General features: G+C 66.8%; 24 protein-coding genes and 2 tRNA genes. 5 read left to right on the forward strand and 21 right to left on the reverse strand.

Annotated elements, in window-relative coordinates; translation table 11 throughout:
• Positions 1 to 22 precede the first annotated feature (22 nt).
• The 4 genes from grxD to GC150_12160 form a co-directional block, all read right to left on the reverse strand.
• Entirely contained in the window at positions 23 to 373 is a 351-nt protein-coding gene (gene grxD, locus GC150_12145) for a Grx4 family monothiol glutaredoxin (GenBank protein MBI1385652.1), read from the reverse strand.
• Positions 374 to 555: 182 nt separating this feature from the next.
• On the reverse strand, positions 556 to 789 hold the full coding sequence (locus tag GC150_12150) for a BolA/IbaG family iron-sulfur metabolism protein (protein ID MBI1385653.1): 234 nt from the start codon (positions 787 to 789) through the stop codon (positions 556 to 558).
• A 131-nt stretch (positions 790 to 920) separates the two neighbouring features.
• On the reverse strand, positions 921 to 3,143 hold the full coding sequence (gene purL, locus GC150_12155) for a phosphoribosylformylglycinamidine synthase subunit PurL (GenBank protein MBI1385654.1): 2,223 nt from the start codon (positions 3,141 to 3,143) through the stop codon (positions 921 to 923).
• 224 nt (positions 3,144 to 3,367) lie between these two features.
• The gene (locus tag GC150_12160) at positions 3,368 to 4,135 is read right to left on the reverse strand and encodes a DUF541 domain-containing protein (GenBank protein MBI1385655.1); all 768 of its coding nucleotides are present in this window, start codon (positions 4,133 to 4,135) and stop codon (positions 3,368 to 3,370) included.
• Positions 4,136 to 4,360: 225 nt separating this feature from the next.
• Between GC150_12160 and GC150_12165 the strand changes: the two genes are divergently transcribed.
• Positions 4,361 to 4,436, forward strand: a tRNA-Ile gene (locus GC150_12165).
• Positions 4,437 to 4,460: 24 nt separating this feature from the next.
• On the opposite strand, the gene GC150_12170 is transcribed toward GC150_12165, so the two are convergent.
• Entirely contained in the window at positions 4,461 to 6,020 is a 1,560-nt protein-coding gene (locus GC150_12170) for a hypothetical protein (protein ID MBI1385656.1), read from the reverse strand.
• A gap of 238 nt (positions 6,021 to 6,258) precedes the next feature.
• On the opposite strand from GC150_12170, the gene GC150_12175 reads away from it, so the two are divergent.
• The gene (locus GC150_12175; GenBank protein ID MBI1385657.1) at positions 6,259 to 6,666 is read left to right on the forward strand and encodes an SET domain-containing protein-lysine N-methyltransferase; all 408 of its coding nucleotides are present in this window, start codon (positions 6,259 to 6,261) and stop codon (positions 6,664 to 6,666) included.
• Positions 6,667 to 6,715: 49 nt separating this feature from the next.
• Here the strand turns inward: GC150_12175 and GC150_12180 are convergent, their stop codons facing one another.
• On the reverse strand, positions 6,716 to 7,390 hold the full coding sequence (locus tag GC150_12180; protein MBI1385658.1) for an SET domain-containing protein-lysine N-methyltransferase: 675 nt from the start codon (positions 7,388 to 7,390) through the stop codon (positions 6,716 to 6,718).
• Positions 7,391 to 7,897: 507 nt separating this feature from the next.
• Positions 7,898 to 8,728, reverse strand: coding sequence for a methyltransferase domain-containing protein (locus GC150_12185; protein ID MBI1385659.1), 831 nt, complete (start codon positions 8,726 to 8,728; stop codon positions 7,898 to 7,900).
• 141 nt (positions 8,729 to 8,869) lie between these two features.
• Between GC150_12185 and GC150_12190 the strand changes: the two genes are divergently transcribed.
• Positions 8,870 to 9,796 carry an EamA family transporter gene (locus GC150_12190; protein MBI1385660.1) on the forward strand — a complete coding sequence of 309 codons (927 nt, stop codon included), beginning with the start codon at positions 8,870 to 8,872 and terminating at the stop codon, positions 9,794 to 9,796.
• Here GC150_12190 and tgt read toward each other — a convergent pair.
• From tgt to GC150_12235, 9 genes are all read right to left on the reverse strand, one after another.
• Entirely contained in the window at positions 9,781 to 10,902 is a 1,122-nt protein-coding gene (gene tgt / locus GC150_12195) for a tRNA guanosine(34) transglycosylase Tgt (GenBank protein ID MBI1385661.1), read from the reverse strand. The two genes, GC150_12190 and tgt, sit on opposite strands and share 16 nt — an antisense overlap.
• Positions 10,899 to 12,002 carry a tRNA preQ1(34) S-adenosylmethionine ribosyltransferase-isomerase QueA gene (queA, locus tag GC150_12200; GenBank protein ID MBI1385662.1) on the reverse strand — a complete coding sequence of 368 codons (1,104 nt, stop codon included), beginning with the start codon at positions 12,000 to 12,002 and terminating at the stop codon, positions 10,899 to 10,901. The genes tgt and queA overlap by 4 nt, the downstream gene beginning before the upstream one ends.
• A 128-nt stretch (positions 12,003 to 12,130) precedes the next feature.
• Positions 12,131 to 12,595 (reverse strand): peptidylprolyl isomerase, encoded by a 465-nt coding sequence (locus GC150_12205; GenBank protein ID MBI1385663.1) that lies wholly within the window; start codon positions 12,593 to 12,595, stop codon positions 12,131 to 12,133.
• Between the two features lie 104 nt (positions 12,596 to 12,699).
• Positions 12,700 to 13,260, reverse strand: a complete 561-nt coding sequence (locus GC150_12210; protein MBI1385664.1) for a peptidylprolyl isomerase — start codon at positions 13,258 to 13,260, stop codon at positions 12,700 to 12,702.
• 75 nt (positions 13,261 to 13,335) lie between these two features.
• The gene (gene coaD, locus GC150_12215; GenBank protein MBI1385665.1) at positions 13,336 to 13,854 is read right to left on the reverse strand and encodes a pantetheine-phosphate adenylyltransferase; all 519 of its coding nucleotides are present in this window, start codon (positions 13,852 to 13,854) and stop codon (positions 13,336 to 13,338) included.
• A gap of 66 nt (positions 13,855 to 13,920) precedes the next feature.
• Positions 13,921 to 14,535 carry a LysE family translocator gene (locus GC150_12220; protein ID MBI1385666.1) on the reverse strand — a complete coding sequence of 205 codons (615 nt, stop codon included), beginning with the start codon at positions 14,533 to 14,535 and terminating at the stop codon, positions 13,921 to 13,923.
• A gap of 30 nt (positions 14,536 to 14,565) precedes the next feature.
• Positions 14,566 to 15,198, reverse strand: a complete 633-nt coding sequence (locus GC150_12225) for a LysE family translocator (GenBank protein ID MBI1385667.1) — start codon at positions 15,196 to 15,198, stop codon at positions 14,566 to 14,568.
• A 117-nt stretch (positions 15,199 to 15,315) separates the two neighbouring features.
• Entirely contained in the window at positions 15,316 to 15,816 is a 501-nt protein-coding gene (locus tag GC150_12230; protein ID MBI1385668.1) for a hypothetical protein, read from the reverse strand.
• 53 nt (positions 15,817 to 15,869) lie between these two features.
• Entirely contained in the window at positions 15,870 to 16,844 is a 975-nt protein-coding gene (locus tag GC150_12235) for an AAA family ATPase (GenBank protein ID MBI1385669.1), read from the reverse strand.
• Here GC150_12235 and GC150_12240 point away from each other — a divergent pair.
• Positions 16,830 to 18,236 carry a VWA domain-containing protein gene (locus GC150_12240; GenBank protein MBI1385670.1) on the forward strand — a complete coding sequence of 469 codons (1,407 nt, stop codon included), beginning with the start codon at positions 16,830 to 16,832 and terminating at the stop codon, positions 18,234 to 18,236. The genes GC150_12235 and GC150_12240 overlap by 15 nt on opposite strands.
• Before the next feature lie 25 nt (positions 18,237 to 18,261).
• Here GC150_12240 and gyrA read toward each other — a convergent pair whose 3' ends face one another.
• Positions 18,262 to 21,036 (reverse strand): DNA gyrase subunit A, encoded by a 2,775-nt coding sequence (gyrA, locus tag GC150_12245; protein MBI1385671.1) that lies wholly within the window; start codon positions 21,034 to 21,036, stop codon positions 18,262 to 18,264.
• 213 nt (positions 21,037 to 21,249) lie between these two features.
• Positions 21,250 to 21,335 (reverse strand) — tRNA-Leu (locus tag GC150_12250).
• A gap of 218 nt (positions 21,336 to 21,553) precedes the next feature.
• On the opposite strand from GC150_12250, the gene lipB reads away from it, so the two are divergent.
• Positions 21,554 to 22,294: a lipoyl(octanoyl) transferase LipB gene (lipB, locus tag GC150_12255; GenBank protein ID MBI1385672.1), complete on the forward strand. Its 741-nt coding sequence runs from the start codon at positions 21,554 to 21,556 to the stop codon at positions 22,292 to 22,294.
• 42 nt (positions 22,295 to 22,336) lie between these two features.
• On the opposite strand, the gene GC150_12260 is transcribed toward lipB, so the two are convergent.
• From GC150_12260 to GC150_12270, 3 genes are all read right to left on the reverse strand, one after another.
• Positions 22,337 to 23,926, reverse strand: coding sequence for a gamma-glutamyltransferase (locus GC150_12260; protein ID MBI1385673.1), 1,590 nt, complete (start codon positions 23,924 to 23,926; stop codon positions 22,337 to 22,339).
• Between the two features lie 97 nt (positions 23,927 to 24,023).
• The gene (locus GC150_12265) at positions 24,024 to 24,533 is read right to left on the reverse strand and encodes a gamma-glutamylcyclotransferase (GenBank protein MBI1385674.1); all 510 of its coding nucleotides are present in this window, start codon (positions 24,531 to 24,533) and stop codon (positions 24,024 to 24,026) included.
• Positions 24,534 to 24,590: 57 nt separating this feature from the next.
• Entirely contained in the window at positions 24,591 to 25,253 is a 663-nt protein-coding gene (locus tag GC150_12270) for a DUF805 domain-containing protein (protein MBI1385675.1), read from the reverse strand.
• Between the last annotated feature and the right edge of the window lie 53 nt (positions 25,254 to 25,306).

Consider the following 25,306-nt stretch of genomic DNA (forward strand, 5'->3'; position numbering starts at 1 on the left):
GACCGATCGCCTTGCCGACGGCTCAGGCGATGGCCGTCTTGCGATCGTAGGGCACGCCCTTTTCGTCGAGATAGCCGGTCAGCTCACCGGCCTGGAACATTTCGCGGACGATGTCACATCCGCCGATGAACTCGCCCTTGACGTAGAGCTGCGGAATGGTCGGCCAGTTCGAAAACGACTTGATGCCTTCCCGGATGCCCATGTCCTCGAGCACGTTGATGTCCTTGTAGTCGACGCCGACGTAATCGAGGATCTGCACGACCTGGCTGGAAAAGCCGCACTGCGGAAAATTCTTGTTGCCCTTCATGAAAAGGACGACGTCGTTGCCCGCCACCTGCCGGCGGATCCAGTCGTGCACGGTCTGCTCGCTCATTTCTTCCTCCAAACGGCCGGCTGCAAGGGCTCGGCGATGGTTCGTCTCGTCGGCGTGCCGGTCGCAACCGGCATTGGTATCGGCTCAGGGCCGCAACGCTTCTAACAGAATTACGGTCGCATCGTGAGTGCTCCCGGCGTTGACTGCCGTCCGCGATGCGTTCGTCCGCACCTGTGTGGCTCTCAGTCGGGTACGGCCGTCTGCAGCGCGAGGGCGTGCAACACGCCGCCCATCCGCCCGTCCAACGCGTCGTAGATGATCTTGTGCTGTTGCACCCGGGTCAGACCGCGAAACGCGGCCGAGACCACATGGGCGGAGTAATGATCCCCGTCCCCCTTGAGGTCGTGGATCGTCACCCGCGCATCGGGAAGCCGGGTCTTGATCAGCCGCTCGATCTCCTTGGCGTCCATCGGCATGGTCGAGGCTCCTCGGGCGAAACGCCGCCTGTCTATCTAACGTAATTCGCGACACGGCGTTTGTGTAGGGGCCAACCACGGCGCCGCGCCAGCAAAGCCTGCGGCATGGCAAACCGCCGAGCCGACGTCATTCACCCCATCAGACGCGGGAACCAGGCCTCGTGGCCACCGCGCAGGCTCGCGATCTCGATCCGCTCACCGCCGAGCCGCAACTCAACTCCCTCGACTCGGCCGAGCTGGCGGGCCGGTACGCGGAAGGCCTGCGCGCGCCCCTGCACAGCCTCGGCATCGGCCGCGGTGACGGCCACGACGTAGCGCCCCTGCTCCTCGCCGTACCAATAGGCATGCGGCTCGAGACCGGCCGTATCGCCGTCGAGCACCACCCCCCGCCCTCCCGCCATCGCCATCTCGGCGACGGCGACGAGCAGGCCACCGTCGGACACGTCATGCACCGCCAGCGCCTCGCCGTCGCGAATGAGGTCACGCACCAGATGGCCGACCGTCATCTCGCGCGCGAGATCCACCGGCGGCGGCGCCCCGTGGAACCGGCCGGTCACCTGCTCCTGATAGAGTGACTGGCCGAGATGACCGGTCGGCTCTCCAACGAGGAGCAGCACGCAGTCACCCGGCGGCAATGCGATGCCGACGGCCTGTGCCACGTCCGGCACCAGACCGACGCCTCCGATCGCCGGCGTCGGAGGGATCGCAACTCCGTTCGTCTCGTTGTAGAGCGAGACGTTGCCCGAGACGACCGGGAAGGAAAGCGCCTCGCAGGCCTCCGCCATCCCCTCGATGCAACCGACGAACTGACCCATCACCCGCGGCCGCTCCGGGTTGCCGAAGTTCATGCAGTCGGTGATGGCGATCGGGTCGGCGCCGACCGCGATGAGGTTGCGCCACGTCTCGGCGATGGCCTGGCGACCGCCCTGGCGCGGATCGGCCTCACAGTAGCGCGGCGTGACGTCGCAGGTCATCGCCAGCGCCTTGCGCTTGCCGTGGACCCGCACCACCGCCGCATCGCCGCCCGGCCGCTGCACGGTGTCGGCCATCACCATGTGGTCGTACTGCTCCCAGACCCAGCGCCGTGAGGAGAGATGCGGACCGGCGAGCATGGCAGCGAGGGTGCCGAGCAACTCCGGTGCGCACGGCACGTCGCAGGCCGCGACGTGCGGGGCTGGCGGTGTCGGCTCCCATGGCCGCTCGTAGACGGGCGCGCTGTCGGCGAGCGCGGCGACCGGAATATCGGCCTCGATGAAGCCCTTGTGCTCGACGACGAGGCGGCCGGTTCCCGTGGTCTCGCCGATCACCGCGAAATCCAGCCCCCATTTGCGGAAGATCGCCTCGGCGACCGGCTCGGCGCCGGGCTTCAGCACCATGAGCATGCGCTCCTGGCTCTCCGAGAGCATCATCTCGTAGGCCGTCATGCCGGATTCGCGCTGGGGCACGAGATCGAGTCGCAGATGAATGCCGACACCGCCCTTGTCGGCCATCTCGACCGAAGATGAGGTGAGGCCGGCAGCCCCCATGTCCTGAATGGCGATGATGGCGTCTTCGGCCATGAGCTCGAGGCAGGCTTCGATAAGCAGCTTTTCCGTGAAGGGATCGCCGACCTGCACGGTCGGGCGCTTCTCTTCGCTCGCTTCGTCGAATTCGGCCGATGCCATTGTGGCCCCGTGGATGCCGTCGCGGCCGGTCTTGGAGCCGACGTAGACGACGGGTCGGCCTTCGCCACGCGCGGCCGAATAGAAGATGCGGTCCGCCCGCGCGAGGCCGACGCACATGGCGTTGACCAGGATGTTGTTGTTGTAGCGCGCATCGAAGTTCGTCTCGCCGCCGACCGTCGGCACGCCGACGCAGTTGCCGTAGCCTCCGATGCCCGCAACGACACCGGCCACCAGATGGCGGGTCTTGCCATGATCGGGCGCGCCGAAACGCAGCGCGTTGAGGTTGGCGATCGGCCTCGCCCCCATGGTGAAAACGTCGCGCATGATGCCGCCGACCCCGGTCGCCGCCCCCTGGAAGGGCTCGATGTAGGAGGGGTGGTTGTGGCTCTCCATCTTGAAGATCGCGGCATCACCATCGCCGATGTCGATCACGCCGGCATTCTCACCCGGCCCCTGAATGACGAGTTCCCCGGTCGTCGGCAGCTTCTTCAGCCAGACCCGCGACGACTTGTAGGAGCAATGCTCGGACCACATCACCGAAAAGATGCCGAGTTCGGTCGCCAGCGGATCGCGGCCGAGGATCGCGAGCAACTGCTCGTATTCGTCCGGCTTCAGCCCGTGCTCGGCAACGAGGGCCGGGGTGATGGCGATCGCAGGCGCATGGGGCAAGTCGGCGGGCTCGGCGGTCATGCTGGTCTCTCGAGGCGGTGGCGTGCGGATATCGCGGCAACGGACTGGCAATCGCGCCGGCCGCCGGTTCGGCGCGGACTATAGAGGCAGCTCTGGTGCGAAGCGACAGAAAGGCGCGGCGGGCGACTGGGCTTTCAACCGCCGGGTCACCCGCTCGCCCTGGCACAGGGCGGCATGGTGGCTCGCGCGGACCAGCGGGTGCGCGCGAGCCGTATCGTGGGGCCTCAGCGCAGTTCCCAGCTGATGGTGACGGTGGCGCTCAGCGTCTCGGTGCCCGCTTCGATCGGAACCGACTCGGCAATGGCCTTACGCATCATCACGGGCCGGACCGGGACGCCCCCCGTCACCTCGGAAATGCTGATCACCTCGCCCAACCCGGCGCCGGCGGCGCGCGCATAGAGCCGCGCCTTGCTGGTTGCCTTGGCGACCGCATCCTCGCGCGCCCGATCGAGCAGTTCCTCGGCGTTACTGACCTCGAATTCGATGCCGCTGATCTGGTTCGAGCCCTCACGCACCACGGCATCGAGAACGTTGCCGAGGTCCTTGATCTCACGCACCCTGATGCGGACCGAATTGACGACGTTGTAGCCTTCGATGGCGGGCGGCCGTCCGTCCTGCGAATAGCGATAGCGCGGCTGCACCGAGAAATCCGTCGTCTGGATATCCTTGAGATCGACGCCGGAACTCCGCAACGCCTCCATTACGGCCAGCATCGCGCGCGAGTTCTCGCGCAGCGCATCCTCGGCGGTCGCCGCCTCGCTCACGACGCCGGTCGAAATCGTCGCCATGTCGGGCACCGTGACGGCGGTTCCCGTCGCGCTGACGGTGACGGAGCGCGGGAAAGCGGTTTCCTCGGCCATCGATGGGCTCCTTGTTGCTCCGATGCACGCGGTGGCGAGCGCCAGGACGAGCATGGCCGCGCGTTTTGCCGCGATTCGAAGGGCGGGCGAGGTGACGCGGGTGGGCCGCGCCGGATTGGACAGGATCAGCATGCGTTGCGTCTCTCGGATCAACCATGGGGTGGTGCCCGTGGGCGGGCCGGCGAGCACTCACGGCACCTTAGCAGGCTCGCCCCGGTGGCGCGATAAGGTGTGCCGATCATGGCGAAGAGACGGCGGGCCGCGCGGCCCCGGGCCGCCGCCATGAACTCGCGCCCACGCGACTTCACACGATTCCTGCCTTGCACTATGGTGCGCGACCGCGCGCCCGTCGTGCCGGGGCCCGTAGCTCAATGGTCAGAGCCGGCGGCTCATAACCGCTTGGTTGGGGGTTCGAGTCCCTCCGGGCCCACCACCAATCCCCCGTCGGCCTACCCGCTCATCCGGCGACGCGACTCATGCACAGTGCCTCGTGACGCACCCGCCCGCTGCCGTCGATCACGTAGATACCGACACTTGCCTCCTGCTCGCCGACGAGAATCGGGTGAAGGCTACCCGAACTGCTGCTGACGTCCGGCTGCTTGAAGGCCGCAACGAGATGCGGCGTAGCGCGCTCGATGCGCTGACGCAGCGTCAACTTGCCGTTGCGCGGGTTCCAACCGTAGACGTGCACCTCGCGGCGCGGAAAATAGCTCCCTGGCGCGGCGTCGACCGGTGAGGCGACGAGCTCCGGCGTACCATCGTCGTCGAGATCGAGCACGTCCCAAACGAAGAGATTGGCGATGCGCGCGGCGTCTCGCGTCGAGCCCTGCTGCGTGATGTGCAGCACCCAATTCGTCCCCGTGTAGACATTGAATGCGATGGCGCTCGCGGCGAACGCCGTCGGCAATAGGGCGCGCGCCGGATAGACGACACGATCGCGCGTGCCGCTGCCGGTCACGGCGCTGCTTGCGGAGGAATAAAATCGCTGCCAGACCTTGTTCGCGGTGAGATCGTAGAGGGAAACGTGGCGCTCGATGCCACCCAGGGGATCGGCGCCGATGCGCCCCGCACGCAGATCACGCCAGAGGCTGTCGGCCCCTGCACCGGCGATCAGGGCGACGCGCGTGGGCGCCTGCGGATCGGCCTGGACCAGACCGTAGTTGCGCCCCGAGACGATGCTGTCGGAGCGGAACACGCGATCACCGACGAGTTGGTTCGGCGAGAGCGGGGCGATGGCATATTGCAGGACACGAGCGGAGGTGAAGAACGTCAGGCGGTCGTCGGCGCGCGTCCGTCCCGCGACGATGAGACCGTTCTGGACGTGCGAGCGGGGAATGTAGGACGGCTGGCCTCGACCGTTCTCGGCGGTGAGCTGGCTCGCGCGCGCATAGGTGCGCGTGAATGCGGCCGTCGACGGATAGAGGTATGTCTCCTGCTGCACCTTCCTGTTCACCCAGCGCAGCATCCAGCCGCTCTCGGCATATTGAGGAGCGACCGCGACGACACCCGGCCGGCCGCCGAAGAGGAGCGTATTTGCCGTCCACTGCCGGGTCGCATAGTTGAGATTGGTGTGGCAGACGTCCTCGAGTGCGCTCGTTGCAGCCAGCCGTCGCCCATCGCGCCCGGAATAGAGATCGAGCCAGCTTTCGTGCACCACCGACTGCCCGCACGAGCGCGCGAGTGATCGCGCCTTGGCGAGCCCGAAGTCCGGGTGACCGTCACCATCGAGATCGAAGCCACCGAAAAGCGTTCCGGCACCGAGCGGGCGGCGCCAGCGTTCACTGCCATCGGGCGCCAGCGCGGAGATGTCGGCACCCTGTTGCCGGAACGCGACACGAACGCCGTTCCGCGCACGATAGAGGGGCAGCACGAGGCCCCCCTTCGTGCGCATCGCGTTGACGGCCTCGCCCGCGCCGGGCACCCGGGCGCACGCCCGGCTCTCGGCCTGAGCGGTTCCGCTTGCCAGCACGATGGCAGCGGTCAGCACGAGGCCCGCGGCGTAGCGGCGACACTGCATCGAATCTCCTCGGGAATGCTCCCGCTCCCTGCCGGTGCGCTGGCGCCAGAATGGACGCCATGGGCGCGCTCGGCCCATCGCAACGGCCGCAAGCTCTGGCGGCGGCGTTTGGCGATGTTGTGGCGTTATCGAGTTCGTGTTCCCTCTTGCAGGGACCGTTGCGATCTGGCATCGCCGCGCTCGCGCCCGAGCCGCGGCGCGCGGGTCCGTCAGGAGCCCATTTACGAAGCGAAACCCCATGCTGCTGGTCAAGACGATCCTCAAGCCGAGTGCCATCGAAGGCCTCGGCCTATTTGCCGCCGAACCGATCGCCAAGGGCACCGTGACCTGGCGCTTCGTGGAGGGTTATGATCCGCTCTTTTCGCAAGCCGACATCGACGCGTTGCCGGAGCCGGCACGCTCGGACACCCTCAAGTACGTCTACCTGAACGTCGAGGCCGTCGTTTACGTCTACTGCCTGGACAACGCGCGCTTCATGAACCACGCCGACGATCCCAACACCGGGAGCGTAACGACGCCAGACGACAGCTTCGGCTACGACGTCGCGCTTCGCGACATCGCGGCGGGAGAGGAAATGACCTGCGACTATCGCGAGTTCGACGCCGATATCGCGGCCAAGATGCTGCCCGCCCCGGCGGCCCGCTGAGGGGCGGGCGCCGGGTTCGGGGGATGCCTGCCGACGGAGGCCGGCAGGGTCACGTGGCGCGCGGCTGACCGAGGCGCCGCACCCGCCGCGCACGCAGGGGCATGAGCCTGCCCTCGTCCATGCGCGGAGGATAATGATAGCCATCGGCCCCGACCAGGGAGCCGGCTTGCGCCATCGCCCCGGCCGCGACTTCGATCACCGGAGAAATATCAGCCGCCGGCACGGCGGCGATCCGCCGCAGAATATAGGGGGAAAAATGCTGGCCGTAGCGCGCCTGCAGGTCCGCGCGGCGCCAGTCCTCACCCGAAACGCGCCCCCGGCACTCGGCCGCGCCGCAGCCGCACGGGAACTCGTCGTAGGACGATCCGTCGCTCATGGCATAGTCGTAAGTGATTTCCTCGCCGGGCGCGATGTCGCGTAGCGCAACCAGCGTGATCTGGCCCGAGAGCCCGGTATTGGGATTGCAGCTGTGATTGACGTAGTCCGCGGGCTCGCGGTCGGTGAGCGAGACCAGATAATGGTCGTCCTCGACCTGGAGTGAATGGCTGCGGACCCGTCGCGGAAGGGTTGCGAGCGTCGCCCCGTCGACCAGGGTCCCGCTCCAGACGACGAGCAGCGCGCCCTCGGTGATCGCGGCGGTGGCATAGACCGCATGCCCGCCCTTGTCCTCGACATGTCTGACCTCGCACGACGGTGCGAGAAAAGAGTGGCTCAGCGTTGGCACCTTTTTTCGGTTCCTCGCCCGGGCGGCAATGTGCCGCCGTGGGTTGCTCCGTGGCGAACCGGACTCCCGGGTGCCACACCCGCCGCAGCGGCGAGCGGCCGGAAAATATGGGAACGCTCGGGCCTGTCAATGTATTTGTTCAAGTCGATCTCACGTCACGATTTGGACGTGCAACAATAGAATCATTCTTCACTTGGCTATTGGTTGTGAACACTTGAGATTTGAGAAATACTGTCCTCTCTTCTGCAAGACTAACTGAAATCCTGCTTGCAGCCCGCAGATCATTCCCGACCACTCACAGCCCTGGAGACCAGCGCCAGCCAACGTCTCGATTGTGCCCCGAGCGGGCTTCACGTTCCGAAGGTCCGTCGGTCCCGGCAAGACCCGACGCGCTCCGGCCAAGGGCGCGCGATTACTGTTCCGCGTGCCGTGGTCACCGCTCCGATCCTGTGGATGACGCGGCTCGCCAGCCCCGGCCGGGCCTGTCGATGGCGGCGCCGGCCCCACTCATCCCGCCAGCGGCTTTCGTCCCCTGAGGTGCCCCGGCCGCAACTGGCCCTGCGCCGCGATGACGGCCCGGAGACGCGTGCGCGCGATCCACGCTTCACTCGCCTCCCGCCCGACCGCCTCGATCAGCGCGGCGCGCCCCTCCCCCTCCGCCCAGGCGGCCTCCCGTGCGGTCTCACGGGCGAACCAGTCCGTCCGGTCCCGCGCGGCGACTTCGGTGAAGCCGGCGCCAGCGAGCGCACTTGCGCCTTCCTCCAGTGTCGCGAGCGCGAATTTGAGGGGGCCGTGATCGCAATAGAGCGCCATTTCCGGCGAAAACGGTGCATCGGAGCGGAACCAGTTGCTTGCCGCGAACCAGCCACCCGGCCGCACCACCCTCAGCACTTCGCGAAAGAACGCCGGCTTGTCGGGGATATGGACGAGCGTGTCCTTGCTGAAGACGACGTCGAAGGAGGAGGCTGCAAAGTCGAGAGGTCCGGGGGCAACCTGACGCAGCGAGATGCGCTGATCGAGCCCGGCGGCCGCGATCCGGGCCCTGGCGCCGGCCAGAACGGGGGCCTCCACATCGATGCCCGTCACCTGCGCCACCCCCCGGTCCCGCACCAGAACCATGGCCGGTCCGCCGAGCCCGGTGCCGACGTCGAGCACCGTACTGCCCTCAAGCGCGAGACCTTGCACCACCTCCCGCACCTCCGCCGGTCCACCGGGCGAAAGGAACCCATCCCCCCACGTGGTCTCGAGCAGCGCGATGAACTCGGGCGTATACTCGATGTCGCCATCAGCGCTCATGCCACCCTCCCGGGATCTCCCACGCTTCGTTCGTGAAGCCATTCCCAAGCTGCAAGCCTGCCATCCCACCCTTGGCGTGGCAAATCCAATCGCCTGCCTCGCCAAGCGGGCGGTGAGCGGCTAATGAGCCGGGAGAGGGGCGCCGTGCCCCGAGGGGCGGAGCCCCGCGAGCAGCGAGCAGCCATGCAAAAGACCACCCTTCGCTCGCTGGAAGAGCAGCGCAACGAACCGCTCGCGATCTCGCTCATGCTGCTGGCCGTCTTGCTGTTCGCGCTGCTCGATTCGAGCGTGAAGTTCATCGGCTCCAGTCTCGGGGTACCGATCGCGATGATCATGTGGCTGAGGTTCGCGGGCCACGTCGCCCTCAATACCGCCTACCTCGGAACGCACGGCTCCATGCTGCGGCCGAACAAGCCACTCATCCAATTCCTGCGCTCGTGCTGCATGCTGGGGGCGACGGCCTTCAACTTCGCGGCCGTTCAGTATCTCCAGCTCGACCAGTCGATCACCATCTTCTTCCTGACGCCGCTCATCGTCGCGAGCCTTGCCGGCCCGTTCCTCGGCGAATGGGTCGGCTGGCGGCGACTGCTCGCCATCCTGGTCGGTTTCGCAGGTGTGATCGTGGTGATGCGGCCCGGATTCGGCGGCATTCATTGGGCGGTGCTGCTCTCGTTCGGAGCGACACTCTCCTACGCGCTCTATTCACTCGCCACGCGATATCTCGCGGCCCACGACCCGATCGAGACGACGCTCTTTTGGACCCCGATGGTGGGCGTGGTCGCAACCGCACCCTTCGCCTATGCGAGCTGGGAATGGTCCGCCGATCCCTTCACCTGGGCTATGCTCGCCGCGCTCGGCGTCTTCGGCTTCCTCGGCCATCTGATGCATGTCAAGGCGCACCGCCTCGCGCCGGCCCCGGTGCTCTCGCCGTTCACCTATTCGAGCCTCATCTGGATGGTGATCCTCGGCTATCTTCTGTTCGGCGACCTGCCGGACGCCTGGACGCTCACGGGCGGCGCAATCGTCATCGGCTCGGGGCTCTATCTCTTCTATCGCGAGCGCCAGACCGCGATGGCCCGTGCCCGCGGCACCGCTCACTCGGCGCCGTAGCGTCGTCGCACGTCGCGGCGCAGCTCCTCGAAGCGATCCTCGGCGATGGCAAGGCGCATGGCGGCCATCAGCTCCTGATAGAACGCTATGTTGTTCCAGGAGAGCAGCATCGCCGCGAGATATTCTCCACAGCGCACCAGATGGTGCAGGTAGGCGCGGGAATAGTTGCGTGCGGCCGGGCACGCGCTCTCGGGATCGAGCGGGGCCGGATCGTCCATGTGTGCCGCGTTCTTGAGGTTGAGCCGGCCGGCCCAAGTGAAGGCCTGACCGTGGCGACCCGAGCGCGTCGGCATCACACAATCGAACATGTCGACACCGCGCGCCACCGCCTCGACGAGGTCGACCGGTGTGCCGACGCCCATCAGATAGCGCGGTTTATGCTCCGGCAGCAGCGGTGTCGTCGCCTCGAGGGTCGCGAGCATCACGTCCTGGCTCTCCCCGACCGCGAGCCCCCCCACCGAATAGCCTGGAAAGTCCATCGCAACGAGTGCCTCGGCCGAACGTCGGCGCAGGTGCGGATGGACGCCCCCCTGGACGATGCCGAAGAGCGCCTGGCCCGGCTTGGAAAGGGAGTGGAACGCTGCCTTCGAGCGCGCCGCCCAGGCGAGCGAGAGTTCCATCGCCCGCTCGGCCTCCGCTTCGCTCGCGGGATAAGCGACGCACTCGTCGAGCTGCATCTGGATATCCGAGCCGAGCAGGCACTGGATTTCGATCGAGCGCTCGGGCGTCAGGCGATGGCGCGAGCCGTCGATGTGCGACTGGAAGGTGACGCCGTCGGCATCGAGCTTTCGCAACTTGGCGAGCGACATCACCTGAAAGCCGCCCGAGTCCGTCAATATCGGCCCCTCCCAGCGCATGAAGGCGTGCAGGCCACCGAGCCGCGCGACGCGCTCGGCCGTCGGGCGCAGCATCAAGTGGTAGGTGTTGCCGAGGATGACGTCGGCACCGGCCCCCTTCACCTGGTCCACATAGAGCGCCTTGACGGTACCGGCCGTGCCGACCGGCATGAAGGCAGGCGTGCGGATCAGCCCACGCGGCGTCGTGATGCGCCCGGTGCGCGCGCCGCCGGAGCGCGCCTCGAGCTGGAAGGAAAAGCTGGCGGTCATCGGATCGTCTCACGGGTTGCGGTGCGACCGGCGATCTCGATCAGGCTGGCATCGCCATAGGAATAGAACCGGTAGCGCCCGGCGATCGCATGGGCGTAGGCAGCCCGCATGCGCTCGAGACCAGCGGCGGCGGCAACCAGCATGAAGAGTGTCGAGCGCGGGAGATGGAAATTCGTCATGAGGAGGTCGGTGGCGCGGAAGCGATAGCCGGGTGTGATGAAGATCGCCGTCTCGCCGGCGAACGGGCGGACGGCGCCATCTTCGCCCGCCGCGCTCTCGAGGAGACGCAGCGACGTCGTGCCGACGGCAACGACGCGCCCACCGCGCGCCCGTGTCTCGGCGATGGCCGCGACGGTTTCCTGCCCGATCGAGCCCCATTCGGCGTGCATCCGGTGCTCTTCGATCCGCTCGCTCTTGACGGGCAGGAAGGTCCCGGCGCCGACGTGGAGGGTAACGAAGGTCCGCCCGATTCCGCGTTCGGCGAGCCGCGACATGAGTTCGGGTGTGAAATGGAGACCGGCGGTCGGCGCGGCGACGGCACCATCGTGGGTGGCATAGATGGTCTGATAGTTCGTGGCATCACCGGGCCCCGCCGGTCGGCGGCTCGCGATGTACGGCGGCAGCGGCATCACCCCGACGCGTGCGATCGCGGCATCGAGTTCGGCCCCCTCCGCCGCAAAGCAAAGGACGATCTCGCCCGCCTCTCCTTTTTCTTCCACGACTGCCGAGAGAGCCTCCCCCCCGTCGCCACATTGTGGCGCGCCGAAGTCGACGCGGTCACTTACCGCGAGCCGCTTGCCCGGCCGCGCGAAGGCGCGCCAGCGCGCCGCATCGACCCGCTTGTGGAGGTTGCAGGTGATGGCGACGGACGGCGCCCCGGGCCTCTGGCGCACGCCCTCGAGGGCGGCCGGAATGACCCGCGTGTCGTTCATGACGAGGAGGTCGCCCGGCGCGAGGAGGTCCGGCAAATCGCGCACGGTCCGGTCGGCGAAGGGGCCTGTGGCAGGGATGGCGAGCAGGCGCGCGCCGTCGCGCGGCTCGGCGGGCGCGAGCGCGATGAGTTCCGGCGGCAGGTCGAAATCGAACTGGTCGATGTGCATGCGGTGAGAAACCCCAGCCGGCCGGCGCTGGCAAGGGGCTGCGATCACGCCTTCACCGCAGGGCCGGGTCGAGGGGTGGGCGCCGGTCACCTTCCGGACCCGCCCACCCTCTCCTGGTCGGCCGCGCCCTACCCCACATCCGCCGCGACGCGCGCGGTGATGATGTTGTCGGGATCGCGCACCGGCTCGCCGCGCTTGATCTTGTCGACGTTCTCCATGCCCTCGATCACCTTGCCCCAGACGGTGTACTGGCGATCGAGGAAGCCGGCATCGCCGAAGCAGATGAAGAACTGGCTGTCGCCGGAATCGGGGTTCTGCGCGCGCGCCATCGAGGCGGTGCCGCGCACGTGCGGCTCGGCGTTGAATTCGGCCTTGAGCTTCTTGCCCGAGCCGCCGGTGCCGGTGCCGTGGGGGCAGCCGGTCTGCGCCATGAAGCCGTCGATCACGCGGTGAAAGACGATGCCGTCGTAAAAGCCGTCACGCGCCAGCTCCTTGATGCGCGCGACGTGGTTGGGCGCGAGGTCCGGTCGCATTGCGATGACGACGCGGCCCTTGGTGGTCTCGAGGATCAGCGTGTTTTCGGGATCGGCGATAGCGGTCATTCTGGCCTCCGTTCTTTGGCTCGGTGAGGTTGGACGGCCAGCAGGTGACCGACGAGAAAATGGGGCGGCGACGCTGCCGCCCCGGTGGTGATTGCCTACTCGGCGAGCCACATCCGGCTGATGACCGAGGGATTGGTGACGGCGCCCGAACCGGGTGCCCCCGTTTTCACGCCATCGATGTGTTCCATGCCCGAGACCACCTGGCCCCAGACGGTATACTGCCCGACGAGGTGTGCGCATCCGTTGTCGGTAAAGCAGATGAAGAACTGCGAATTGGCGCTGTTGGGATTGGCGGTCCGGGCGGCCCCGACCGTGCCCCGGCGGAACGGCGTCTTGGTGAACTCGGCCTTGAGGTCGGGATAGCTCGAGCCCTGCGTGCCGGTGCCGCTGCGATCGCCGGACTGCGCCATGAACCCGCTCATCACACGGTGGAAGACGACACCGTCGTAGAACTTCTCGGAAACCAACGTCTTGACCCGCTCGACGTGGTTCGGCGCGATGTCGGCCAGCAGCTCGACCACCACCACCTTCGCGGCATCGCCATCGATCTCCATGTGGACACGCTCGGCCGCCCAAGCCGGAGCGGCGAGCGGCGCGGCCGACAGTAGCATGCCCGGGAGCAGTGTCCGAAACAGCGCACGCGCAATGCGGTTCATTTGCTCATGATCCTTTCGAAGATTTGCACGAAGACGGTGACGACGGCTGGCGGTTCGCAGGCGGTGGAACGCCCCTCATGCCCCGCCCTTACGGATCTCCCCGACACGGCGGCGCAGCCGTTGCGCCACGTCCGGGGAGACGAAGCGCGAAACGTCGCCGTCCATGAGCGCGATCTGTCTGACGAGATTGGCGGCTATGTGGCGGACCGCCGGCGCGGCGGCCAGGAAGACCGTTTCGACCTCGGGTGCCATGTCGTGATTCATACCCGCCATCTGGGCCTCGTAGTCGAGGTCGGTCCCGTCGCGCAGGCCACGGATGATCATCGTGGCGCCCTCGGCCCGGGCTGCCTCCACCGCGAGGTTGGAGAACGTAACGATATCGATCTCGGTACCCGTCTCGGCGACGATGTCGCGGGTCGCAACCGTCAGCATCTCGATGCGCTCGGCCGCCGGAAACAGCGGCTTCTTGGCGTCGTGCACGCCGATTCCCACCACCAGACGGTCCACCAGCATCGCCGCCCGCGCGATGACGTCGGTATGACCGTGCGTAACCGGATCGAAACTGCCCGAATAGAATGCGGTGCGCTGGTTCATGCGAGCTTCCTTAGCTCGCCGGGCGCGGTTCCCGCAATCCCGACCGATTGGGCACGGCACGATGCGTCAGGCACGACGTGCCATGACCAGCCAGATGCCGCCCGCGATGAGGAAGCTGCCGCTCAACCGCTCGACGAGGCGCACGTTGCCCCGCGTCAAGAGGCCCCCGGCCCGGCCGGCGGCGAGCGCGTAGGCTCCGTCGAGCACGATGGCAACGGCAATGAACGTCGCCCCGAGCGCCAGCGTCTGAGCGAGCACATTGCCGGACGGATCGACGAACTGCGGTATGAAAGCGCCGAAGAACAACAGCGCCTTGGGGTTGGCGAGAAGCACCAGGAACGCTTCCAGCACGAACCCCCGGCGCGGCGGCGGCGCGGCGTCCATGGCGCCGAGCCGGCCGCCCGAGCGCCACATCTGCACGCCGAGAAAGACGAGGTAGGCGGCCCCCACCCAGCGCACCACGTCGAAGACCACCGACGCGCTCGCAACGACGGACGCAAGGCCCCCCGCCAGAACCGCCAGCAGAACCGCGAGGCCGAGCTGCGTCCCGAGCACGGTCGCCAGCCCCGCCCGCGTGCCGTGACGCATGCTGTTGGCGATGATGAGCGTGACGCTCGGCCCCGGTACGGCGACGACCGCGATGCAAGCCGCGACGTAGGCGAGATAGGTCGGCAGGTCGATCATGACGTCGTTCATCCGTTACCTTGTCGATCAGGGACGTCGGCTGAGGGCCAGCCAGACGCCGCCCGCGATCAACAACCCGCTCGTCAGGCCGTCGGCATAGCGCATCCAGCCGAAGGTCATGCGCTCGCGGGCCCGCCCCACCGCATACGCATAACCGAGATCGACGAGCCCGAGCGTCAACACCATGGCGATCGCCAGAACCAAAGACTGCGTCAACGGATCGCGTGTCGGATCGATGAACTGCGGCAGGAAAGCCGCCAGGAACAGGATCACCTTGGGATTTGAAACCGCCACCAGCATTCCCTGCAGGAAGGCGACGCGGCGGCGCGGGCGCACCGGAGCCGGCGGCAAGCCGCCACCGCGGGTCCGCCACAGGTGAACGAGGCGGCTCGCCCCGAGCCATATGAGATAGGCCGCCCCGATCCAACGCAGGATCTCGAACCATTCCGCCAGGAACGCCACCACCGAGGTCATGCCGAGACAGACGACGGCGAGCAGGATCGACATGCCGGTCGCATTTCCGAGGACGGTAACGAGCCCCGTTGCAAAACCGTGCGTCGTCGTCGTCGCGAGGATCAGCGACATGGCCGGCCCGGGTGTCACGGCGAGCACGATACAGGCGAGCACGAATGCCGCAAGGACGTCCGCGGGAATGGGCATGTGGCACCAGGAGGAAGCGCATTGGCGGCCGCTTGGGTAAGGGCCGAGCACCCAGTCACGCCGAACGGGGGCACTTGTCAAGGTCGCCACGATCGCGCCGCCCGTCGGCCTCGAGGCTCAGCCCGCGGCCGCCTGGCGGTTGGCGATGCGCTTTTGCGCCGCCTCGACGATGGCATCGCGCATCCCCGATACGGTGGCCGCCGGGTCTTCGATGATGGCACGCGGCAGACTGAGGCGCTGGGCGCGGGCGAGTTCGAGCAGGCTGGCGACGCTCGAGAACGCATTGAGCCGCGAACGCAGGCCCAATTCGCCTTCCTGTGCCAGCAGGGCGACCACGGAGAACAAATCATCATCCGCGATCCGCCCGCCCGGTGCTCCGGATGTCTCGGGTGCCGCCTGTGCGCCCGCTCCGCCTGCCTCGATAGGCTTTTCGGCCGGGCGCGCACGCAACTCCGGCGGTACGCTGCGGAAACGAGCGGACGTCATGTGCACTAGGATGCGGCTCGCCAGCCGATCACGCAGCTCCGACCCAAGGGCCGGATCCGCGCCCATCGCATTCGTGAGGTTCCGGCGCAATTGCCCCCCGCTCACGGCCTTGTAGGTCGGCTTCTTGGCCATGTCGGCTCCTGCATCTGCCAGCGGCGGTTAGCCCGCTGCCGTGGTGGGAAAGTCTAGGCGAGTCCGACGCTGTCCGCCACCTCGTTGTAGAAGCGAAGGACATCGCCGATCCCGTCGCCGTATTTCTCGTCCATGGTCAGCGGCTCCTCCTGCCAGTCGAGGCTGTCCGCGATGGCCTGTCGCTGCTCGATGCGCGTCTGGTAGATGGGGTGGGAGATCGCGATCTCGTCGATCAGGATGCGGTCCGGCCCCTGCTGTCGAACGAAATTCGCGACGCACCGGTAGCGTCGGCGTGACAGCGCGATCTCGTTGACCCCGTTCATGTTGAACTTGCCCTCGATGGTCTGCGAGACGCGGTCGATGGCGTATTGGGAGACATAGTCGGGGCGGAACGGCACGACCACGTGCCGGCAGCGGCGCAGCGCGGCATCGACCGCGAGCGAAAGCCCCGGCGGACAGTCGACGATGACGACATCGTAGGGCGCCATGATCGTCTCGAGGAAGTCACCGAGATAGTTGGCGACCCGCGTGCGGATCACGCCCATGTCGAGCCTTTTCATGCCCTTGGCCATATTGAGCAACAGCTCGTCCAAGATGTCCTCGACGTCGAGCGAGCCGCAGAAGAGGCCGAGGTCTGGCCGCGTACGGTCGTCGCGCACGACGTCGCCGGCCCCGGAAATGATATAGTCGGCCGCCGACGCCCCCGGACGGGTGCCGCGATCGTAGAAATAATCGGCGATGGTATGGCTGTCGTATCGTGCCCGACGCCAGCGCTCGCCACCGATCAGCATCAGCGACGAATTGCATTGCGTATCGAGATCGATGAGCAGCGTGCGCCGCTGGCCCCAGGCGGAAAAGCCATGCGCGAGCATACTGGCGATGGTGGATTTGCCGACCCCGCCCTTCTTGTTGGCCACCGCGATGCTGATGGGCATGCTCATTGCGCTCCTCACGATCGTCTGGCCGTTTGCCACGACCTCGAACGCGGGGAGAATGCCTGATTCGTCAGGCGGATGTGTGAGCGGCATCCCTCGCGCCAAGACCGCGCGTGCCAGCGCTTCGCGAATGCATCGGATTTGCCACTAATTTGCCGACGCTCTGGCACGAGTTTCTATCACCTTTTTGATACGACCGAGGCATATCGCTTTGCGGAGCCTCTCATGTTTCTTTTCCTCGAGCCACGACCGAGCCTCCTTTCCCGCTGGGGGCGTGATCGCTCCGGCGCTGTTTCCATGCTCATGGGCTTCGTGATCGTCGTGCTGATCGGCGTCGTCGGCCTCTCGGTCGACTATGGACGTGCGCACGCCTCCCGCACGCAGTTGCAAAGCGCGGTCGATGCCGCGGCCCTCGCCGGGGCGATACACCCCAGCAGCGAAATCGATGACATCAAGGCCGCCGCGACGCGTCAGTTCGCGACGAACTTTCCCCGATCCGGCGTCTCGCTCGATGTCCTGTTCGAGGGCGGCGCCATCCGTGTCACGGCCGGCCATACTCAACAGAACGCGTTCCTTCCGCTCCTCGGGTTCAACGAGACCCCTGTGGAGGTGACGGCCGTTGTCCCGCGCGTGCGCGGCAAGGCGGAAGTCGTCCTGGTGCTCGATTATTCGGACTCCATGAACGACAACAACAAATACGTCCGTATGCGTGACGCCGCCAAGGAAATGGTCGACGTGATTTCGGATAACGGCCGGAACGACGAAGTGAAATTCGCCCTCGTGCCGTTCGCCGCCATGGTCTACGCCGACCTGCCGGTCGGCAACGTCCGCGACGACATCAACCCGGCCTGGAGCGGCACCGGCTGCACGCAGGACCGCCGCCACCCCTTCAACACCCAGACGAGCGCACCGGCCGGTGCCAACGACAGCCGCTGGGGCGAGACCAAGGGCTATTATGCCGGCGCGCACGACCCTTCACACGTCGAGTGCGATCTCTACGCCGTCAATGATCTCAAGGTGCGCCCGCTGACCAACGGCTTCGGAGACGTCAAGGATCAGCTCGATCGGATGCTGCCGGCAAAGCTCACACACATCGCGCTCGGAGCCGAGTTCGGCATGCACGTCCTCGATCCCGGCGAACCGTTCACCGGCGCGGCCTCCTTCAACGACGACGACATCCTCAAGGTCATGGTACTGCTGACCGATGGCATGCAGACCGCGACAGGCTGGGGGCCGGCAGGCAGCGAAAGCACGGACGAGGCCGAGAGCAATCTCCTCACGATCTGCTCGTCCCTGAAGTCCAAGAACGTTCTCGTCTACACGATCGGCTACGACCTTACCGATACGCACACACTCGACCTCTTGTCGAACTGTGCGACACCCGGTCAGTTCTTTCGTGCCGAGGAAGCCGGCAACGACCTCAAGAACACGTTCGTCGCCATTTCCAAGCACATCCGCAGCACCATGATCCGGCTAACGATGTAGTTCAGCCGGCCGGTGCGGCTTAGGCTCAAGCGCCCGCACCGGCCCCATTATCTTCCACCTCTGCATCTCCCTCCGTCTCGGGAATGTGCTCGACGCTGACCACCTGCTCGTCGCGTGCCGTGTTGAAGATGCGCACGCCCTGCGTGCTGCGACCGGCGATGCGCACGTCGGTGATCGGGCAGCGGATCAGTTGGCCGGCGTCCGTCACCAGCATGATCTGGTCGTTCTCCTCGATCGGGAACGAGGCGATGAGCGGGCCATTGCGCTCGTTCACGACCATCGTGACGATACCTTTGCCGCCGCGATTGGTGAGGCGATACTCATAGGCCGAGCTGCGCTTGCCGTAGCCGTTCTCCGACACCGTCAGGATGAACTGCTCGTTCGCCGAGAGTTCGGCATAGCGCTCGGGACTGAGTTCGGCCGGCCCGTTCGCCTCCTCTTCGGCCTCGATCTCGCTCGCCGCCGCCTCCTCGCCCGCCTCTTCACCTGCCGCCGCCCGCCGCATGGCGGCGGCCTGTTTGAGATAGGCCGCCCGCTCCGTCGCCTCGGCCGCCACATGGCGCAGGATCGCCATTTCGATCACCGTGTCGCCGTCCGCGAGCTGGATGCCGCGCACCCCGGTCGAAGAGCGCGACTGGAAGAGGCGCACATCCGTCGTCTCGAAGCGGATCGCCTGGCCTCGCGCCGTCGTCAGCAGCACGTCGTCGCGGTCCGAGCAGATGTCGACGCCGACGATTTCGTCGCCCTCGTCGAGCTTCATGGCGATCTTGCCGTTGCGGTTGATCTGCGTGAAGTCGGAGAGGTCGTTACGGCGCACCGTGCCGCGCGTCGTCGCGAACATGATGTTGAGGTCACCCCACTTGGCCTCGTCCTCGGGCAGCGGAAGGATGGTGGTGATCCGTTCGCCCTCCTCGAGGGGAAGGATATTGACGAGCGCCTTGCCGGTCGACTGCGGCGTGCCGACCGGCAAGCGCCAGACCTTGAGCTTGTAGGCCATGCCACGCGAGGAGAAGAACACGACCGGCGTGTGCGTGCTGGCGACGAACAGTTTGACGACGAAATCCTCGTCCCTCGTCGACATCGCCGAGCGGCCCTTGCCGCCGCGCCGCTGGGCCCGGTAGGTCGAGAGCGGCACGCGCTTGATGTAGCCCTTGTGGCTGACGGTGACGACCATGTCCTCGCGCGCGATGAGGTCTTCGTCGTCGAGGTCACCGTCGAACTCGGTGATCTCGGTCATGCGCGGCGTTGCGTAAGCCTCCTTGATCGCCGCCATCTCGGCCTTGATGATGTCGACGATGCGCACGCGCGAGGAAAGGATGTCGAGGTAGTCCTTGATCTGCTCGCCGAGCCCCTTGAGCTCATCACCGATCTCGTCGCGACCGAGCGCGGTGAGGCGCTGGAGGCGCAGATCGAGGATCGCGCGCGCCTGCTCCTCGGAGAGGCGGTAGGTGCCGTCCTCGGCGACGACGTGTCGCGGATCGGCGATCAGCATCACGAGCGGCGCGATGTCCTTGGCCGGCCAGTGACGCTCCATGAGTTGCTCACGGGCGGCGGCTGGGTTCGCGGCGTGACGGATGAGGTGGATCACCTCGTCGATGTTGGCGACCGCGATGGCGAGACCGACCAGGACATGGGCACGCTCGCGGGCCTTGGCGAGGAGGTGCTTGGTGCGCCGGGTGACGACCTCTTCGCGGAAGGAGGTAAAAGCCGCCAGCATGTCCTTGAGGTTGAGCGTCTCCGGCTTGCCACCGTTGAGCGCCACTATGTTGGCGCCGAACGACTGCTGCAGGGATGAAAAACGCCAGAGCTGGTTGAGGACGACGTCGGCGACGGCGTCGCGCTTGAGCTCGATGACGATACGCATGCCCTCGCGGCTCGATTCGTCCCAGATATTGGAGATGCCCTCGATGCGCTTTTCCCGCACCTGCTCGGCGATGCGCTCGATGAGCGTGCGCTTGTTCACCTGATAGGGGATCTCGGTGACGACGAGCGCCTCGCGGTTGCCGCGCACGGTCTCGGTCGCGACCCGCGCGCGGATGACGATGCTGCCGCGCCCCTTGAGATAGGCACCGCGGATCCCCGCCTGGCCGAGGATGACGCCGCCGGTCGGAAAGTCCGGTCCCGGCACCAGTTCCATCAATTCCTCGATGCCGATTTCGGGATTGTCGAGGAGGGCGGTGGCGGCGTCGATCACCTCACCGAGGTTGTGGGGCGGAATATTCGTCGCCATGCCGACCGCGATGCCGCCCGCGCCGTTGACGAGCAGGTTCGGAAAGCGCGCCGGCAGCACCACCGGTTCGCGGTCCTGACCGTCGTAGTTGTCGCGGAAATCGACCGTATCCTTGTCGATGTCCTCGAGGATCGCCTCCTGGGCGATGCGCTTCAACCGGCACTCGGTATAGCGCTCGGCAGCCGGCGGATCGCCGTCGACCGAGCCGAAATTACCTTGCCCATCGATCAGCGGCACGCGCATCGAGAAGTCCTGCGCGAGACGCACGAGCGCGTCGTAGATCGCCTGGTTGCCGTGCGGGTGGTACTTGCCCATCACCTCGCCGACGATACGGGCGCATTTCTTGTAGGGCTTGTTCCAGTCGTTGCCCATCTCGTGCATCGCATAGAGGATGCGCCGATGAACGGGCTTCAAACCGTCGCGCACGTCGGGCAGCGCCCGGCTGACGATCACGCTCATGGCGTAGTCGAGGTAGCTGGTGCGCATCTCGTCGGTGATGAGGACGGGGCGGATGTCGGAGCCGGCGCCGTGCGCGCCCGTTCCGCCGGAAGGGGTGTCTTTATCGGCCAAGGCGTTGAATGTCCTGTTTGTCTCGGACCCGCGCGGGACATCGGTCCCGGGGTTCGGCGATCGACGGGGAAGATGACTCGATACTAGGCCATCTCGACCGCGATTGCACGCCCGACGGTCCTTTGAACATCATACGAACGGGCGCCCGTGGATAGCTTCTGTCGACTGCGCACAGCGCCCCGGGGCGACAACTTCGGCTTGCTCGGGAAGGGTTGGTGCGGTCGAGAGGAATCGAACCTCCACGGGCTAAGCCCACAGCGCCCTCAACGCTGCGCGTCTACCAATTCCGCCACGACCGCTCGCGCGCGACGCCCGGAGATTGCGCAGATGAGGAGCTTGCGCGGGGCGTTCCAACGAGCGGCTGACCTAGCAGATGGACCTTTCGCGCGCAAGCGAACGTTTGCAGCGAAGCTCCGTGCCGGGGTGCCTTCGGCCCCGTTGACAGCCGGTTCGTCGGCTGTCTCCCTTGCCGGCGAGCCGATCGCGTCCGACCCCGGCTCTCGGTACCGGCGGGCGCCTGGCCCGCGATCGCCGCACGCTGGTCGAAGGAGCAATCGCCGTGAAGCCATGTGCGCCGACACGCAACGTCGAAGTTGTCGCGCGGCCCCCCGTCGAATGGCGGATCGCCAGGGCGCCCGTCGGCTACGAGGCCGCCGTGGAATTCATGGACGCCCGCGCCGCAGCGATCCGGGCGGGCACCGCGAACGAACTGGTCTGGCTCCTCGAGCACCCACCCATCTACACCGCCGGCACGAGCGCCGACCTCGGCGACCTCCTTGCTCCCGGTCGCTTTCCGCTCCACCGTACCGGACGCGGCGGCCAGCTCACCTACCACGGCCCAGGACAGCGGATCGCCTATGTCATGCTCGACCTCGAACGACGCGGCCGCGACATCCGCGCCTATGTCATGGCTCTCGAACGCTGGGTGATCGCCGCGCTTGCCGCCTTCAATGTGCGCGGTGAGACGCGCTGCGGGCGCGTCGGGGTCTGGGTGCGGCGGCCCGAAAAGGGGGCAGACGCCGAGGACAAGATCGCGGCCATCGGTGTTCGTGTGCGCCGCTGGGTGACGCTGCACGGCATCGCGATCAACGTCGATCCCGATCTCGAGCACTTTTCCGGTATCGTGCCCTGCGGCATCGCCGACCACGGCGTGACGAGCCTGCTCGACCTCGGTCTGACGACGGCGATGCCGGACGTCGATATCGCGCTCCGACGCACCTTCGAGGAGGTCTTTTCGAGCGCGACTGTCGACGATTGAGGCGCGCCGCGCGGTGCGCCCCTCACGTCGGCCCGCCCGCCCTCAATAGCCGAGCGCGCAGCCATCCTTGCGATGGTCGGAACCGGCAATGAGCACGCCACGCTCGCGATCGATGCGGATGATCTGGCCACCTCCCCATGGGTCGATGCGCCGCTGCACGCCGTGCCCCATGGCGCGCAGTTCGGCGCAGACCGCCTCCGGCACGCCGTCCTCGGCCGAAAGGTGATCGCCCTGGAAGAAGAGGCGCGGGAAGTCGAGCGCCTCCTGCGGGTCCATGCCGTATTGCAGCATGTTGGTCAGCACGTAGACGTGCCCCATCGGCTGGAAGTCGGCGCCCATGACACCGAACACGATGCTCGGCTGTCCGTTCTCGGTCACCATGGCGGGCACCAGCGTGTGCATTGGCCGCTTGCCTGGCGCCAGTTCGTTCGGGTGCCCCTCCTCGAGCGTGAAGCCCTGCCCGCGGTTGTGCAGCCAGACGCCGGAGCGATCACCCGTGATGCCGCTGCCGAACGAGTTGTAGACCGAATTGATGAAGGAGACCGCCATCCCGTCGGAATCGACGACACAGAGATAGATCGTGTCCGATCCGGCCGACGCCGGAACCGGGCCGAGATCCTCCGTTCGCCGGCAGGGGTCGATCCGGGCGGCGAGTTCATCGGCGAGCGCATCCGACAGCAGATGCCCGATCGGAACCTTGGCATGCGCCGGATCGGCGAGATGGGCGGCACGGGCGGTATAAGCGAGGCGCGCCCCTTCCATGAGAAGGTGATAACGCCGCGCGCTCAACGGTCCTGCATCCTTCATCGGGGCGAGGCGCTCGGCGATTTGCAGCATCATCAGCGCCATGACGCCCTGATTGCTCGGGGGGAACTCGAGCACGTCGCGGCCATGCCATGCCAGCTCGATCGGATCGACGGTGAGTGCCTCGGCGGCGGCGAAATCCTCGAGCGTGTGGACACCACCCATTGCGCGCAGCGTTGCAACGAGGTCCTCCGCAACCCAGCCGGAATAGAACCCGTCACGCCCCTTCGAAGCGATCTCGCGCAGCGTCGCCGCGAGCGCTGGAAAGCGCACCACATCGCCCATGCGCGGCGCGCGCCCGCCGGCCAGCAGATGCTTGCGCGAACCCGGGTGCACGGCGAGATGCGCCGAGACCTCGTTCCAGTCCGAGGCGACCCGCTGGGCAACCGCGAAACCGTTCTCGGCAAGGGCGATCGCCGGTGCGAGGACGCGCTCGAGCGCCAGCTTGCCGAAATCGGCCGACAGCCGGCACCAGGCATCGACGGCGCACGGCACGGTGACGGCCTCGGGTCGGCCACGGGCGATCTGGGCGAGGCCCCGGTCGCGCAACTCGCCTGCCGTGAGCCCTGCCGGCGCCTTGCCGGCCCCGCTCACCAGACGGAGCCCCTTGCCGGGTGCGTGCACCATGGCGAAACAGTCGCCGCCGATCCCGGTCATCGCCGGCTCGACGACCACCAGTACAGCCGCCGCCGCAAGGGCCGCGTCGACGGCATTACCGCCGTCCTTCATCGCTTCGATGGCGGCAAGGCTCGCGAGCGGGTGCGAGGTGGCGCACATCGCGTTGGTGGCGACGACGGGGGAGCGGCCGGGAAGATGGAGATTGCGCATCGGGGACTCGGGGGATCGGGTGAATGAATTCGCCCCAATAACCACAGGCCGCCAGCCTTCGCCAGTGGCTCGCCACTCCCTTCTTCCGCGCTCGCCCTCAGCGCGGCCGGAACGAGGCACGGCGGCGGCGACGCACTTTGCGGCCGCGATAGAGCCGGCGCGTCCCACCGAGCCGCAGGCGCGGCAGCAGGCCGGCGAGCATGGCCTGATAGCCCTGCGGCAAGTCGAAGGCGCGCGCCCCCGGCAGCACCGCCGTCGTCATGTAGGCAACGCGCGGCCGGCCGGTGAGGCGGTGCGTTCCGACGTAGGTGAGCGCCGTGCGGTAGTGGCCGTCCGGGGTTGCGATCTGGACCGTGCGGCGCACGTAGTTGCGCACCGCGACGCCCTCATAGAGGTCGAGCGTGTGCACATGCGCCGGCGAAACCCGCCAGAGGACACCGTGCACGGCACCTTCGGGCGCCGGCACGATCGAGGCCGAGCCGCGCTTGGTGATATTGAAGCGCCAGCCGTGCAGCACCGCCCGCCCGACCGCTTTCGAGCCGGGGCAGCGCCGCGCCATCTGGCCTGGCGACATGTTGGAGCCGTAGGCGAAATAGAGGCGGTGCATGGTGGCGCCGGACCCGCCGCGTGCGCTCGACAGGAGGCGAGCGAACGCAGCCGATCGTCAAGCCATGGTGGGGTCGGGACCATACCTGTTCGGACCGGTCTCGCCCTCGAGGATGCCGAGGTTCACGAGCCACCAGATCATGCCGATCACCGGAATGAGCGTCAGCAGAAGCCACCAGCCCGACTGGCCGCGGTCGTGTGCCCGCTTGATCGAGACCGCCATGATGATCCACGAGAAGGCCAGGGAGATGAGCCCCGAAACGATCAGATAGGTCGGCGAGAGCATCCATTCGGGAATCGTGGCCGGGCTACCGGCCGGCTGCGCTTCCATGGCCGCGCGCATCAATTCGGCGTAATGGTCGCCGAAGAAAATCGCCGCCACCATGTAGATGAGCGACATCAGGAACATCATCGCCGGTTGGCCGAGCGCAAAGAGCAGCCCGATCACCACCCCGAAAATCATCGAGCCGATCATGATGCTCCGCAGCGCCGCGACGTCGACCGGTTCGCCCCCCGCCTCGGCCTCGCGTGCCGCCTGCTCGATGATGTCGTTGAAACTGAAGTCCATGAAAGAGAAACTGATGGCGTACATCGCCATCAGGATCGCCGCGATCAGCAACTGACCCAGCCAGAATTTTCCGCGACCGATACGGCCGACCCACGACAACAACAAACCCATCACGAACCCCCTTGCATGCCGCCGCCCCGGCGGAGGCAACATCCAAATGCAGCCCTATTCGACTTGCGTATAAGACCAGAAAACCGACGCATACG

It is taken from the genome of Hyphomicrobiales bacterium, from assembly GCA_016125495.1.
In the GTDB taxonomy this organism is placed as follows: domain Bacteria; phylum Pseudomonadota; class Alphaproteobacteria; order Rhizobiales; family RI-29; genus RI-29.